This window comes from Cyanobacterium sp. Dongsha4 (assembly GCF_036345015.1).
Classification (GTDB): Bacteria; Cyanobacteriota; Cyanobacteriia; order Cyanobacteriales; family Cyanobacteriaceae; genus PCC-10605.
Map to the genome: position 1 here is coordinate 633473 of NZ_CP084098.1, position 15019 is coordinate 648491.

A 15019-nucleotide genomic window follows, 5' to 3' on the forward strand; every position below is an offset into this window, starting at 1 on the left:
TTGTGATTCATACCAATGTTGATTAATATTTATCTATTTCAAATAAACCCTACAGATTCGGAAAAAATTTCCCGCTTAATTGGTGATATTACTTTTGGGAAAGTTTTTCAAGGTTTTTTACTAATTTTTGTCGCTTATTGGGGACAAATTATTATAGAAAAAATAATCAATTGGTTAGCTGAAAAAGTCCCCTTAAAATATCGTCTTAAAGTCAAACAATCTTTGCCATTTTGGAGAGCATTTATTTTTGGTTTAGTGGGAGTGCTACTAATGAATTTATTTCTTAATCTCTCAGCTAATAACATTTTACCCCTGACAGGTACGATCGCAGTTGCTTTAGGTTTTGCTTTTAAAGACTATGCTAGTTCTGTCATCGCAGGAATTTTAGCACTTTTTGAAACCCCCTATCAAGTGGGCGATCGCATCAAAATTGGAGATGACTACGGAGAGGTTATCAGTTATGGATTAAGAGCGATCATGATTCAAACTCCTGACGATAATATTGTTACTATTCCCCATAATAAGCTCTGGAGTGAATCTGTTATCAATGCCAACAAAGGTAGCTTAGAAGCCCAAACCGTCATTAGTTTTTACTTTAACCACGATGTGGATATTGAAAGAGTTTTCTATATATTATATAGAGTGGCACAGACTAGCAAATATACTCAACTAAACCTGCCCATTTTGGTAGTAATGGAAGAAAAACCTTGGGCAACCCACTTCAAACTAAAATGTTATCCCATCGATGCTAGAGATGAATTTATTTATCAAACAGACTTAGTGAGAAGGGCGAAAAGATATTTTCACCGTGATAACTTACCTTATCCTTTACTTCCCCCCCTTAATCATAGCTAGGGCTGTTTGGGGGAATTTCTTTTTTATCTTAACTCTGAACTCAAATTATTGCCCTTTTCTTGATAATATAAGAAAAACTAATAACTGTAATAATATAATCTCAAAGTGTAAAGAAATGTGAAATTTTGACCTTTATACCGTTAAAAAAAGGAAAATGAGCAGATTAAAATACCCAGAGAATAGTCTAGGGTAAGCATAGAGAATTAGATTAGTTAAGTTAATCAAATTCAGAAAAAATAATAATCGTAAATAGTTGATCTAGGTGTATAGAAAATGATCCCCTTCATGATAAGATTTAAACTCGAAAAGCAAAAGCCAAAAAACTAACTTCCATTAAAAGAAGTTGTTACATATAACGCTATAAAGAAAATTTATATATTTGGAGGATACCAAGCATGGCACAAGCTGGATTTAAAGCTGGTGTGCAGGATTATCGCTTAACCTATTACACCCCTGACTATACCCCTAAAGATACTGATTTATTGGCTTGTTTCCGTATGACTCCCCAACCCGGAGTTCCCCCCGAAGAATGTGCGGCGGCGGTTGCGGCTGAGTCCTCTACTGGTACTTGGACTACTGTATGGACTGATGGTTTAACTGACTTAGATCGTTACAAAGGTCGTTGTTACAGTGTTGAACCCGTACCTGGTGAAGATAATCAATATTTCTGTTTCGTTGCTTATCCTTTAGATTTATTTGAAGAAGGTTCTGTAACCAACGTTTTAACCTCTTTAGTTGGTAACGTTTTCGGGTTTAAAGCTCTTCGTGCATTACGTTTAGAAGACATCCGCTTCCCCGTTGCTTTAATCAAAACTTATCAAGGTCCTCCTCACGGTATCACTGTTGAGCGTGACTTATTAAACAAATACGGTCGTCCTTTATTAGGTTGTACCATTAAGCCTAAATTAGGTTTATCCGCTAAAAACTACGGTCGTGCAGTTTATGAGTGTCTTCGTGGTGGTTTAGACTTCACCAAAGACGATGAAAACATCAACTCTCAGCCTTTCATGCGTTGGCGCGATCGCTTCTTATTCGTTCAAGAAGCTATTGAAAAAGCACAAGCTGAAACCAATGAAATCAAAGGTCACTACTTAAACGTAACCGCAGGTACTTGCGAAGAAATGATGAAACGTGCTGAATTCGCCAAAGAAATCGGTACTCCTATCATCATGCACGACTTCTTAACTGGTGGTTTCACTGCTAACACTACCTTAGCAAAATGGTGTCGTGATAACGGTGTATTATTACACATCCACCGTGCTATGCACGCAGTAATTGACCGTCAGAAAAATCATGGTATCCACTTCCGTGTTTTAGCTAAATGTCTCCGTCTCTCTGGTGGTGACCACTTACACTCTGGTACTGTTGTAGGTAAATTAGAAGGCGATCGCGCTGCTACTTTAGGTTTCGTTGACTTAATGCGTGAAGACTATGTAGAAGAAGATCGCGCTCGTGGTGTATTCTTCACCCAAGACTATGCTTCCTTACCCGGAACTATGCCTGTAGCTTCTGGTGGTATCCACGTATGGCATATGCCCGCATTAGTTGAAATCTTCGGTGATGATTCTTGTTTACAGTTTGGTGGTGGTACTTTAGGACACCCTTGGGGTAATGCACCTGGTGCAACCGCTAACCGTGTAGCTTTAGAGGCTTGTGTTCAAGCTCGTAATGAAGGACGTTCTCTCGCTCGTGAAGGTAACGAAGTAATTCGTGAGGCTTGTCGTTGGAGTCCTGAGTTAGCTGCCGCTTGTGAACTCTGGAAAGAAATCAAATTCGAGTTTGACACCGTTGACACTCTCTAAATTGACTTTTCAGTAGTCAGAATTCAGGAGTCAGAAAAACTAAAATAAGTATAAATAGTCCTAAGTGAACAAAAAATCTGCCCATAAACAGAATAATAAAGTCATTTAAGCAATTTTACTTATTTAATCAATCTGATAACTGGATACTGATAGTCACTGAATTATGTCCTATAAGCAAATTGCCAAGGATACGGCGAAGGTTTTGCAAAGTTATCTTACTTTTCAAGCCATAAAGATTATCATTAATCAACTAACTGAAACTAACCCCACACAAGCGATCTGGTTAACTAACTACAGCGATCGCACTTCTGTTCAAGATAGTGAAAAATATCTTAATAACCTATTGGGAGAAAATAAAGAGTTAGTGTTGAGAATTTTAACGGTAAGAGAAGATTTAGCAGAGCAAGTATTGGAATTTTTGCCAGAAATGGTCAAAACTAATATTACTCAATCTAATATTGAACACCGTCGCCATCTTTTAGAGCGTTTAACCCAAACTCAATCTTTACCTGTTACCTCATCCGATAAGGATGAAAGCAATCAAGAATCAAATTCATTAGACAACAAGGAAGAATAAAAGATGCAAACTTTACCTAAAGAGCGCCGTTACGAAACTTTATCCTACTTACCTCCTTTAACTGATCAACAAATCCTTAAACAAGTTCAGTATTTATTAGATCAAGGATTTATTCCTGCGGTAGAATTTGAAAAAGATCCTCAACCCGCCGATCACCACTGGACTTTATGGAAATTACCTTTATTTAGTGCTTCTTCTCCCCAAGATGTATTAAATGAAGTTCGTGAATGTAAAGCTCAATACTCTGATTCTTATATCCGTGTAATCGGTTTCGACAACATCAAACAGTGTCAAACCATGAGTTTCATCGTTTACAAACCTAACACCACTCGTTTCTAAGGTTAACTGTTAAACTGAAACAATCTTAAGGGTAGGCTTCATTGTCTGCCCTTATTTTTTATTCATGAAAAGTAAGGTTATACTTAGGAAATGAAATTAACCAAAAACTAGATGCTATTTTAGAACATACTACAAAATTAATTTAGTAAGATTGACTCATACTACCTAAGTTCGATATAAAATTTTCGGTGAAAGTAGGTAAAAGTGATAAAAATGAATAGAAAATATTAGTCTATGGATTTTAGCTGATTTTTAACTAAATCCAATTACTGTTCCAGCTTTCTTGGGATGGGTATTAACTCAAGATATAATCAATTTATCTACTTTTTTCATCCATATCTAGTTATTTTAACTCCGAACTCAGGTGATACTGATTGCATTTAAGTCTTGAGTGAATAATGAAAAGAAACAAGCCTCTTTGGATAACAGGAGAAAGTTGTTGCGGTAAAACTTCTTATTTAGCCGAATCAATTTATCGGTGGATGCAAATATTCCCCCTTCCCCATAAACCCCTTATTCTTGTCATCAACCATCAAGCCAGAGAAAATCTACATCAGGAAATCCTTAAACTTAATACTCAAGGCTATCTGGGAAAAATAAGAACTCCTCTAGGATTAATAATGGAAGATGTTAGCTTATTCTATCCCCTTATTTGCGAGAAACTAGGTATAAAAGCAACAATACCCATTAGACTACGCCCTGAGACTGAACAAGAGTTAGCAACTCAACTATGGCAAAAAGATATTACCTCCGAATTAATTAGCATTTTTGGTAATGAATATACTTGCGTTCGCAGAATTTTAGATTTAACACAATTAGCAGGGGCGGCAGGAATATCTTTTGAGAAAATCCCTTGCTCATTGCAAAATTCAGATTTTTTCCAGACAATTGATAATCAATCTATTACTAATTTGATCGGAGATTTGATTCAAAAATGGCGTAATTGGTGCTTAGGAAAGGGATTTTTAAACTATGGTTTAATTTATGAACTTTACGCCTTATATTTGTTACCGTCCAAGGAATATGAACAATATTTATTAAATCAATATAAGGGTTTGTTTATTGATAATATTGATGATTTTCCTTCCATAATTATACAAATTTGTCAAAGGTTTATTGATAATAATATTACCTCTGTTTTTACTTATAATGAAACGGGAAAAGTTCGATTAGGATTAAATGCAGACCCAGAATATATTAAAAAGAAAATATTGCCTTTATGTGATCATCAAGTTTTAGAAAATAAAAATAGTAAATGTTTAAAACACAGCTTAGAAAAACCAATTTTCAAACTAATAAATGGAGAATTTGAAGACTTTGAAGACATAGAATCTTTAAAAAATATAAGTAGTATCACCACAGAATCAAGGGCAGAGTTACTTTCTCAAACTTGTAATTTTATTATCGAATCTATTAAAGAAAATAAAATAAAACCTCAAGATATAGCGATTATTGCTCCGGGTTTGGATGAAATAGCTAGATATGCTTTTCAGGATATTTTAACTAATCAAAATGGAGTAGAAATTCAATTTTTAAGAGAAAAAAGACCTTTAATTAGTTCGGCTATTATTCGTAGTATTTTAAGTATTTTAACTTTAGTTTATCCACATCAAGGAAGATTGGTCAGAAAAGATTTATTACCAGAAATGCTAGTAATTTTGTCTAAGGAAAAAATAGACTTAGTTCGGGGTAATTTATTAATTGATAGTTGTTATGTTCCTGATGTCAATAATCCTCACTTGTTAGATTATACAAATTTTCCCCGTTGGGATCGTCTTAGCTATCAAAGTAGAGACAGTTATCAAAATATATTAGCAGTCATAGAAAATATCAAAACGGAAATTATTGAAGGAGAAAACCATTTAATTGTTATTATAGATAAGATTATTCAGCTATTTTTTCCCCATCTTAATGAACTTCAATATAATCAAATTGCTAATTTAAAAGAGTTTAGAGAAACAGCTCAACATTTTTGGGAAATTCAATGTAAATTGGGTAATTTAGCTGTCAATGAAATTGTTAGCCAATTTTTAACATTAATAAGAAAAGGTACAATCACGGCGAATCCCTTACTTGAATATAATCAAAACAATAGTGATGATTCAGAAGATGGTTTTTCTTATTCAGAGGGAGGACTTTTAATTTCAACTATATATCAATATCGATCGCATCGTTGTCGCCATCGTTGGCAATTTTGGATGGATACAGGTTCACGTTTTTGGAGTCAGGGTTTAGGTTTATTTGCTTATGAGGCATTTTTACAATCTACAGAAGAAAATCCTCGAACAATGCAAAGAGAATCTGAAGATGCTTTAATTAGACGAATTGTTAAAGATTTATTAGCTAGAGCAGAAGAAAAGATTTTTTTGTGTCATAGTGACCTTAGCGTGACAGGAAATGAACAAATCGGAAAATTATCTCCTTTACTAGCTTTTGTACCTTAAGTTACAGAATTTTCTTTTAAGTCTTAATTTCTAATAATCGGCACTTTTAAACGATTACTAATTTCTTGGGCTAACCAATGAAGTTCAGGAGAACTCAAACGGTCTTCACTAACTAAAGTAACTTTTTTAATTGTACCAATACAAAGATTTATTTTCGGTGCAATGGTTATAGTTGAGCCTTTACTACCTTGGCGATAGGCTAAGAATGTATGTTCTATAGCTGTTATTTGTTCGGGAAAAGCATTTAGAGAGAGATACCGAAAACTTTTTAACTCTTGAGACATTCTAATCTTATTAGCGGTGATACTTAGTCTAGTTTGTCTAAAACACAGAAATGTATAACCAAAAATAACACCAACAATAATTATCAAAAAAATCAAGAATAGGAAATGATGGGAGGGATGGGAAATAACATTAACTAAGATGAGAAACAAAGGAATAATAAAGGAAATTTGCATCAGGGATGCGAGACGAAATCCTTGAGGAGGAATAATAATTTCTAATTTGTGTTTGTTATTAGTAACTCTTACTTTGCTACCTAAAGGCTTATGAAGAATATCTAAACTATTTTCTTGTCTAATTGTGATAGGATTATCTAAAGATGCGATCGCTTCTCTGGCAGAAGAAAAACGCATATCTAAAGCAGTTTCTGTCATAGACTTAAGCCACTGTGTAAAAGAATCGCTCAGATTAACCTTATCTTCAAAGACGATTCTTATTTGCTTTGTTAATAATTCACTAGGATGTTTTCCCGTCACCAGATAAATTAAAGTTGCTCCCAAAGAATAAAGGTCTGACGCAGGAACTGTTTGTCCGCTAAACTGTTCTATAGGCATATAGCCATAAGTACCAACAATGGTAATTGTGCCATCATCATTAGCTAAAACATTTTGAACAGAACCAAAATCAACTAAATAAATATCTCCTACACTATTTCCAGAAGTATTAGTAAGTAAAATATTACTCGGTTTAATATCTCGATGAATAACAGGGGGATGATGTTCATGTAAATAAATTAAAATACTTAACAACTTACGAGCAATTTCCTTTAACTCATCTTCACTGAATCTTCTACCATTATCAAATAATTCTCGCAAAGAAGGAGCATTCAAATAGGTTTGCACTAGAGCAAAACCTTTACATTCGGGTAAATCTACCTCAAAATAATCAAGATATTGAGGAATAGCACGGTGACAAAGTAGTTGTAGAGTTTGTGCTTCTCTTTCAAACAGTTTTAAATCATCCCAAAATTGATTATTCCAAACTAACAATTTAACTATTACTAATTCTTCGGTAGTCAAATCTAAAGCCAAAAAAGTTTTTCTACCAGCTTTTTCCCTTAGTAATTTTTGAACCTGATAACGTTCATTGAAAATTATATTAATCATGGCTTGTTGAGCAAAAAGCTCGATTTTCTCTATTACTAATTTTAAAGACTCAATTCAAAAAAAAGCCAACAACAGATAATTATCTCTAAATAACAAAAAATATCGTACCTGAATGGTCAATAGTTTGTTATTCTTGGTGTGAGCAAGTAAATATAGTAACAGTGGGTTAAAATTTGATGTTTGGGTCGGGTTTTCCTGACAATTTATCTTCTCTTATTCTTTTTTTCCGTCAATTTCTCGATTTAGGTTTTGCAGTTTTCTCTTTTTACTATATCTCAGTTTTAATTAGAGAACGTCGTGCACAACGGATGATTCGGGGATTATTCCTTCTTTTTATCATTTTTTATGTGAGCGATCGCATCTTGCAGTTAAAGTTATTTAGCTTTTTCTTAGAAAGATTAATTTTAATATGTTCCTTATCACTAGCATTAGTATTTCAGTCCGACTTTCGGCGCTTTTTAGAACAAATAGGCAGATGGCAATTTGATTTTTCCTCCTCCAATTCTTCTCTACCAAAAGAAGATAGTGCCATTGATGAAATGGTGGAAGCAGTCAAAGACCTCTCTCAAAATAGGGTTGGGGCGTTAATTATTGTAGAAACCTTTAATACTCTTGAAGAAAGAATTTTTGTTAATCCGGGAGTACAATTAAACGCCATTGTCAGTAAAGAATTATTACAAACTATCTTTCAAACAAAAAGCCTTCTCCATGATGGTGCAGTATTTGTCAGAGGAAATGAGGTTGTTTCCGCAGGGGTGATATTACCATTATCAGATCGTAGTGCATCTCGCCAACTAGGCACTCGTCATCGTGCGGCCATGGGTATCACAGAAAGAGTTGACAACTGTCTTTGTATTGTAGTGTCAGAAGAAACAGGCTCAATTTCCTTGGGGGAAAAAGGTACTTTAAATCGTCCTTTAACCAGTACAAAATTAAAAGAGTTATTAGAAGAAAAATTATCTCAACCCTCCGAAGGTGAAGTTGTCACGGGCGTTACTCGTTTAAGTAAAAAATTGACTTTTAGCAGTCAAAAATTCTTGGCAAATTTGTTTAAATTCGGAAACAAGAAAAAGTCCCTTGAACAACAAAGAAAAAGAAATTAAGCTCTCTTAAGTTGAGTAAGATAAATCATTTAACTAACCTCAGTTCAGTTTAACAATATCGGATAGGTTAAGGGGTGTTGGGGAATTAGGGGAAACGAGTTAGGAGTTAGTAGTTCGGAGTTCGGAGTTCGGAGTTCGGGGTTTTTAATTCTTAATTCTTAAATTATCAACTATTTACCTTTGCCTCTTGCCCTTTGCTCTTTTCACCATCACTCATAGATGAAAATTTATCCCGAACTCAGGTTAACTACTCAATTACTATTCAGGAATCTTCAATTGTTTATCAATGCTTTTTCTGCTATAATTGCACTCATGGTAAGGATTGAAAACCTAAATTTTAAGGTCAATTATCTTAATCTAATCGATAGTTGTCTAAGTATAACTAATTTTTATAGTCCATGAAGATCAAAATATATTGCATTTTCCGCAGTATTGACAGAAACAGAAGTTAGTAATAAAGCAACACTATGGGTATAAGAGAAATAGTTGATAATTTAAGCGATTTAGAATTTGGAATCGTTAGATTGATACTAATGCCAATAGAAATAGAATTAACTTTTATTAAAGAAATAGCTACTATTCCTTTACTCTCAGCTCAAACTTAGTGGACTCTCTACTAAATTCTGTTTAGGATTGCCTTGTTAATTAATAAGTTAGCTCTTCTCCTGATTATTTTTGCTAGGAGAAAACTCAAGTATTTACTTTTTTTTAATTATGTATAAATATATAATTAGTCACCGATTAAAATTTTCGTTTTAAGATGACATGAGTCTAATTTTGAACATGGGAAAGTCGGGTTTTTTAGATTTCACAACTTTTAGGAAAGCGAAAATAAAAGTATGAAAAACTTTATTTATTCCTGAAGTCAAAAGGACAAAGTTAAATGGGCAAAGGGCAAAATTATTTTGCAAGTACCTTGATAAACCAAAAATTACTCGTCTTAAAAGACTGAGTTTTAAACCCATTATTCTTTGATAAATTATAAAGAAACGATAGGATAAGTTGATAAAAAATGATTTTTCTGGGAATCACAAGAATTTATGAAGAGATGTAAAAAAACTTTCCTAAGTTAAGAAAATTAAGAAAAACTAATCCATGAGACTACATAAAAACAAGGCAAAATTTTACGATTGGACTAACATTAATAATTGTTTTCTTTACCATAATTACTTTGTCTTTTCATAACTAATTGTGATTAAAACAGTTAAAAGTCAGACTATTTTTATTAGCTTTATATCGTTAACTAAACATTATCTGATTGTGACAAATTTAAGCAAAATATTTTCAAAATTATCAACACAGAAGCGAGAATTTTGTGAGGGAATTGAATGCCAAAACAAATAATAATTGCAGAAAAAAATCATATAGCGGCAGTATTTGCTGAAGATCAAATTCAAGAATTAGTGGTTGCTACCGGAAACCAACAGGTAGGAGATATTTATTTAGGAACAGTAGAAAATGTTATTTCGGGTATTGATGCGGCTTTTGTCAATATAGGCGATGCGGAAAAGAATGGTTTTATCCATGTTACTGATTTAGGTCCTTTACGATTGAAAAGAAGTGCAGGGGCAATTACTGAATTATTAACTCCTCATCAACCTGTATTGGTTCAAGTAATGAAAGAACCGACAGGAACAAAAGGTCCTCGTTTGACAGGTAATATTAGTTTACCGGGGCGTTATTTGGTGTTAATGCCTTATGGAAAGGGAGTTAGTCTTTCTCGACGCATCAAAAATGATAATGAGCGTAATCGCCTTAGAGCATTAGCTATTCTCTTGAAACCTGCAGGAATGGGTTTGTTGGTTCGCACGGAGGCAGATGGTAAAGGAGAAGATGCGATTATTGAGGATTTGGAATTTCTCAAAAAACAGTGGGAAAAAATTCAACAGGAAGCTAATACCTTAAATCCTCCTGCTTTGTTGAATCGAGATGATGATTTCATTCAACGGGTTTTACGAGATATGTATAGTGACGATGTTAATCGTATTGTGGTTGATTCTGATGATGCGGTAAGAAGGGTCAAAAAACAGTTGAATAATTGGGGAAGTGGTAAAAATCCTCATGGTTTATTAATTGACTCTCATCAAGACAGTCGTTCTATTTTAGATTATTTCCGAGTTAATAGTGCCATAAAAGAAGCATTAAAACCGAGGGTTGATTTACCTTCTGGGGGATATATCATCATTGAGCCGACAGAAGCATTAACGGTAATTGATGTTAACTCTGGCTCTTTTACTCATTCAGCTACCTCCCGAGAAACGGTTTTATGGACTAATACCGAAGCTGCGATCGAAATTGCTCGTCAGTTAAAATTACGTAATATTGGCGGAGTAATTGTTGTTGACTTCATCGATATGGATTCTCGGCGAGATAAATTAAAATTGTTAGAGCATTTTAACCGAGTATTACAAAGCGACAAAGCTAGACCTCAAATTGCTCAACTGTCAGAATTGGGATTAGTAGAATTAACTCGTAAGCGTCAGGGCAAAAATATTTATGAATTGTTTGGTCAACTCTGTAGTCATTGTGGTGGTTTAGGTTTAGTGGGTCATTTCCCCGGACATTATGATGTAGAAAGTCTCAGTTCTAATTATTATCAACCTCCTCAAATTAGCAAAACAGAAAAGCCCATTCTTGAGGAAAAAATTATTTCTCTTGACGATTTTGGCGGTGATAATGATGAATTAGATTTAGTCAACCATCCTAGTTATCAAGAAAGTGGCAATGGTAACAGTCGTCGCCGTCGTCGTCGCCGAGAAAATGGGGTGAAAGAAGAACCTATTTTAGCGGGAAGTAATGGTAATGGGGGAGAGACGGAAAGTAAACCTGAAAGAAAAGAGCGTAGTTTATTATCTCGTTCTTTACGCAGAGATGAAAGTCAGTGGGAAAAAGTGGTAGTAGAAATGAGTGATGCGGAACAGGATGTTTATGCTTTCATGGGGGTTTCTCCTTTACTCCATTTAGAACAGGAATTCAAAGACCCTAAATCGGTTTTAGTCTATGTGCGTAATCCAGAGGAACAGGAAAATATAGAGGATATAGATATTCCCCCAGAAACAAATCAGCAAGAAGATGTGGACATCGCTGATGATGAGGAAAAAAATATGAGTGAAGTGATTTTTCCTCAAGGCAAGGAGACGATGGTAAATGAATTAGAGATTGATGTACAAGTGGGAGAAGTAGATGATCAAATAGAATTAGACGAAGATGACAATTTTGAGGAAAGTTCCAAGGACGTTTTTGATGGTGATAATAGTGAAAATCCTGAAGAAACTATTACTGATGCCATTATCAAAGAGGCGTCACAGAGCGATCGCCCCGTTGTCAGAACCCGTCGTCGTCGTACTTCTCGCAGTTCTTAATCTTAATTAGGAATAAAGAAAGGGCAAGGGGCAATAATTTTAGTTCGGAGAGTTCGCACCGAAAGCTCTTACACTCCTTTCAGTCGTGAACGGAGTTAAGATAAAAAGAAATTTCTCCCTAACACCCTAAGCCCCTACTTCCTCATTATTCCTAACTTTTATACTCGTGAATAACGAAAGGTAAACTAATTACTTTTCCCTCTGCTGTTCCGATTTTTACCAGTAGTCCTTCTCCTCCTGCTTTGGTGCGAATGTAACCAAGAGCAAATGGTTCATTTTCATAGTTAATATAACTGGTGATTTTTCCTACTTTTTCTTCTTCTAAAAAAATAGTATTTTCTATTTCTGGATTAATTTCTTGGTTGAGTTTTATGCCCCAAAGTCTTTGTTTAACTCCTTTATAAGTATTCAATCTAGCAATAGTTTCTTGTCCGATATAACAACCTTTACTAAAAGAAATTGAATTCCATAAGCCTGTTTCTAAAGGGTTAAAATCTTCTGTTAATTCTTTTTCTGGGGCGGGTCTGCCTCTTAAAATTCTCAATATTTCCCATTCTTTGCTACCTATTAGTTTAGGATTTTTTTCTATTAATTTTTGCCAAATAATATCTGCTTTATCCTGTTTAACTATTAAATTATATCCCCTTATTTTTAAGTCGCTTCCCACAGTTAATAAAACTTCTATGCCATCTATAGTTAAATTTTGGTGATAAAATTCTGGCTTTTCTAATATTTCTTTTTCTACCCAATTACTTAATAGTTCGTGACTGTTATTGCCAAATATTGTGAATATTTTATAATCTGAGGAAATATCTTTTAATTCTACTTTATCAAAAGGAAATATATAACGATCCATCCATTGATATAATTTCTGATTTTGATTTGGGGATGTTAATAATAAAACTTCTTCTTCTTTGAGATAAACACTAACTAAATCGATATTTCTACCAGTAGAATTGACAAAAACTGTATCACATCCTTGGCTAGATTTTAAAGATTGAATATCATTAGTACTTTGATTATGTAAATACCTAAGACGATCGCATCCTGTAACTTTTAATAAACCCCAATCACTGCGATCGCAAAAAAAAACGTTATCTTCCCATTGAGAAAGAGAAAAATTTTGATTGTTAAAAGTCAATGGTACTTCAATACTTTCTGCAAAAACTGCCCCTGATTGTATCTGTAATTCTTTTAATTTATTCATGATATATGATCAAGCCAATGAAAACTTGTGATCAATGATACTAAAAATAATCTTCCTTCATGGGCATAATTAATGCCATAAATCATAATTGATATAAAAATGTTACCTTTAATCGAAGCTATTTTAAATGGTATTAGCATTGGCTCAGTGTTACTCATCGCCGCTTTAGGGTTAGCGATTGTTTTCGGTTTGATGGGAGTGATTAATCTCGCTCACGGTGAATTAATGATGATTGGTGCTTATACCACTTTTGTGATCCAGAATATATTTAAACCTTTAGGTGAACCTTTTTTCGATTGGTATATTATCGTTTCCATTCCCGTTGCTTTTATCGTTACAGCATTAGTAGGACTAATTTTAGAAAAAGGAGTCATAAAATTTCTTTATGGCCGACCTTTAGAAACCCTTTTAGCAACATGGGGAGTTAGTTTAATTCTGCGTCAATTCGTGCGTAGTGTTAACGGCTCAATGGCTATCGGTTTAACTATTTTTTCCCTTCTCTTTTTCGGGGCGATGTTTTTCTTTTCTCGTCGTCAAAATTGGTTACAAATTCGCAACCTTTTTCTTTACATTACCTTACCTCTAACAGGTGCGATCGCAATTACCACAGGAATTTTAATCAATCAATCTCAAAATAAATCCCTAACAACTCCTTGGTTTAGTGCCAGAAACGTGGACGTAACGGCCCCTGAATGGTTAAGAGGTGGAATACCTTTAGGAGACTTTCAATTTCCCACTGCCCGTATTTTTATCATTGTTTTAACCTTACTTTGTTTAGCAGGGGTATATTGGTTTTTAAACGTCACAGATTGGGGCTTAAAAATTCGTGCTGTTACCCAAAACCGCACCATGAGTTCTTGTTTAGGTATTCCCACCGCCACCGTTGATGCTCTCACCTTTGCCCTCGGTTCAGGTTTAGCAGGGATTGCAGGAGTCGCTATCAGTCTTCTTGGTTCAGTGGGGCCAAACACAGGACAAAACTATATTGTTGATGCGTTTATGGTGGTAGTTGTAGGAGGAGTTGGTAATCTTTTGGGTTCAATCATCGCCGCTCTTGCCATTGGCACTGTTAGCTATATTGTCGGTTCTGGTACTCTTGGTTTAATGATTATGTCTCAAGAATCGCTTACTCCGTTGTTAGACATCGTCAACTTCTTTGCAACTACAAGTATGGCGAAAGTTCTTGTTTTTGTAATTATTATTGGTTTTCTGCAAGTTAAACCCTCTGGTATTTTCCCGCAAAAAGGACGCACAGCAGAATTATAAAAGGATATGAACCTGAGTTCAGAAATGAGGGCTTGGGTTTCTAGGGTGTTGGAGGGTTCAAGTTTCGGAGAAATTAACTATTGCTTGTTGCCTATCAACTAACTAAATTATATAAGCCATAGCTTAACATCTCTCCTGAAAGTGTAATTTATCCTGATTAGGGGTTAAAGTTTGCTCAAAAAAATCTGCTATATTATTGTGTTCATCGGCAACTAATACTTTTGCTTTATGTCCTTTTTTCATTAACTCAGCGCGATCGCACTCTTCATAGGCATATATAATTAAAATATCCCCTTCTTGACATAATAAAGCCGCCCCACCATTAGGACAAATTTCTTTACTTCCCCTCTCCCCCGGAATAGCATAAGTTGACCAACGTTTAGCATTATTAAGATTAACAATATCTAATTCTTCTAAAGGTAAAATACCAACTTTTTCCATCAAATCTGGATCTATAGAAATACTACCAACATAATCTACATTTGCAGATGTTACTCTGACTCGATGTAATTTAGCGTGCATTAATCGAATAGTTGTCATAACAAAGAAAAATAAAACAATAAGAAGCAAACCAATAATTTTGTATCGAACACTACCTCAGTTCAGTTGAAGAATATCGGGTGGGTTAAGGGGTGTTGGGGAATTGAGGTATTAGGGTGTTAGGGAAGACGAGTTC

11 protein-coding genes are annotated in these 15019 nt (G+C 34.6%); 8 read left to right on the plus strand and 3 right to left on the minus strand.

The genetic code is table 11. From position 1 onward, the window contains the following. Window positions 1-15 precede the first annotated feature (15 nt). From Dongsha4_RS02785 to Dongsha4_RS02805, 5 genes are all read left to right on the plus strand, one after another. Complete coding sequence (locus tag Dongsha4_RS02785; RefSeq protein ID WP_330204242.1) at window positions 16-855, plus strand: mechanosensitive ion channel family protein; 840 nt, start codon at window positions 16-18, stop codon at window positions 853-855. 395 nt (window positions 856-1250) lie between these two features. Continuing rightward, entirely contained in the window at window positions 1251-2657 is a 1407-nt protein-coding gene (locus Dongsha4_RS02790) for a form I ribulose bisphosphate carboxylase large subunit (protein ID WP_330204243.1), read from the plus strand. 163 nt (window positions 2658-2820) lie between these two features. After that, window positions 2821-3234 carry a RuBisCO chaperone RbcX gene (gene rcbX, locus Dongsha4_RS02795; protein WP_330204244.1) on the plus strand — a complete coding sequence of 138 codons (414 nt, stop codon included), beginning with the start codon at window positions 2821-2823 and terminating at the stop codon, window positions 3232-3234. Between the two features lie 3 nt (window positions 3235-3237). Next, on the plus strand, window positions 3238-3573 hold the full coding sequence (locus Dongsha4_RS02800; protein ID WP_330204245.1) for a ribulose bisphosphate carboxylase small subunit: 336 nt from the start codon (window positions 3238-3240) through the stop codon (window positions 3571-3573). Window positions 3574-3971: 398 nt separating this feature from the next. Then, window positions 3972-6017, plus strand: a complete 2046-nt coding sequence (locus Dongsha4_RS02805) for a recombinase family protein (RefSeq protein WP_330204246.1) — start codon at window positions 3972-3974, stop codon at window positions 6015-6017. A gap of 23 nt (window positions 6018-6040) precedes the next feature. Here Dongsha4_RS02805 and Dongsha4_RS02810 read toward each other — a convergent pair whose 3' ends face one another. Further along, entirely contained in the window at window positions 6041-7405 is a 1365-nt protein-coding gene (locus Dongsha4_RS02810; protein ID WP_330204247.1) for a serine/threonine-protein kinase, read from the minus strand. A gap of 176 nt (window positions 7406-7581) precedes the next feature. On the opposite strand from Dongsha4_RS02810, the gene cdaA reads away from it, so the two are divergent. Beyond that, a complete protein-coding gene (cdaA, locus tag Dongsha4_RS02815; protein ID WP_330204248.1) occupies window positions 7582-8508 on the plus strand; it encodes a diadenylate cyclase CdaA in 927 nt (308 codons plus the stop codon). Window positions 8509-9836: 1328 nt separating this feature from the next. Then, complete coding sequence (locus tag Dongsha4_RS02820; protein WP_330204249.1) at window positions 9837-11870, plus strand: Rne/Rng family ribonuclease; 2034 nt, start codon at window positions 9837-9839, stop codon at window positions 11868-11870. 151 nt (window positions 11871-12021) lie between these two features. Here the strand turns inward: Dongsha4_RS02820 and Dongsha4_RS02825 are convergent, their stop codons facing one another. After that, window positions 12022-13077: a folate-binding protein gene (locus tag Dongsha4_RS02825; protein ID WP_330204250.1), complete on the minus strand. Its 1056-nt coding sequence runs from the start codon at window positions 13075-13077 to the stop codon at window positions 12022-12024. A 99-nt stretch (window positions 13078-13176) separates the two neighbouring features. Between Dongsha4_RS02825 and Dongsha4_RS02830 the strand changes: the two genes are divergently transcribed. Then, on the plus strand, window positions 13177-14343 hold the full coding sequence (locus Dongsha4_RS02830; protein WP_330204251.1) for an ABC transporter permease subunit: 1167 nt from the start codon (window positions 13177-13179) through the stop codon (window positions 14341-14343). 123 nt (window positions 14344-14466) lie between these two features. Here the strand turns inward: Dongsha4_RS02830 and panD are convergent, their stop codons facing one another. Then, the gene (gene panD, locus Dongsha4_RS02835; RefSeq protein ID WP_330204252.1) at window positions 14467-14883 is read right to left on the minus strand and encodes an aspartate 1-decarboxylase; all 417 of its coding nucleotides are present in this window, start codon (window positions 14881-14883) and stop codon (window positions 14467-14469) included. Window positions 14884-15019: the final 136 nt, after the last annotated feature.

Excerpts from the sequence above, each read along its gene's own strand:
- rcbX (WP_330204244.1), top strand. The coding sequence starts at position 2,821 with ATGTCCTATAAGCAAATTGCCAAGGATACGGCGAAGGTTTTGCAAAGT.
- Dongsha4_RS02790 (WP_330204243.1), top strand. The coding sequence starts at position 1,251 with ATGGCACAAGCTGGATTTAAAGCTGGTGTGCAGGATTATCGCTTAACC.
- Dongsha4_RS02820 (WP_330204249.1), top strand. The coding sequence starts at position 9,837 with ATGCCAAAACAAATAATAATTGCAGAAAAAAATCATATAGCGGCAGTA.
- panD (WP_330204252.1), bottom strand. The coding sequence starts at position 14,883 with ATGACAACTATTCGATTAATGCACGCTAAATTACATCGAGTCAGAGTA.
- Dongsha4_RS02825 (WP_330204250.1), bottom strand. The coding sequence starts at position 13,077 with ATGAATAAATTAAAAGAATTACAGATACAATCAGGGGCAGTTTTTGCA.
- cdaA (WP_330204248.1), top strand. The coding sequence starts at position 7,582 with ATGTTTGGGTCGGGTTTTCCTGACAATTTATCTTCTCTTATTCTTTTT.
- Dongsha4_RS02785 (WP_330204242.1), top strand. The coding sequence starts at position 16 with ATGTTGATTAATATTTATCTATTTCAAATAAACCCTACAGATTCGGAA.
- Dongsha4_RS02805 (WP_330204246.1), top strand. The coding sequence starts at position 3,972 with ATGAAAAGAAACAAGCCTCTTTGGATAACAGGAGAAAGTTGTTGCGGT.
- Dongsha4_RS02800 (WP_330204245.1), top strand. The coding sequence starts at position 3,238 with ATGCAAACTTTACCTAAAGAGCGCCGTTACGAAACTTTATCCTACTTA.
- Dongsha4_RS02830 (WP_330204251.1), top strand. The coding sequence starts at position 13,177 with ATGTTACCTTTAATCGAAGCTATTTTAAATGGTATTAGCATTGGCTCA.
- Dongsha4_RS02810 (WP_330204247.1), bottom strand. The coding sequence starts at position 7,405 with ATGATTAATATAATTTTCAATGAACGTTATCAGGTTCAAAAATTACTA.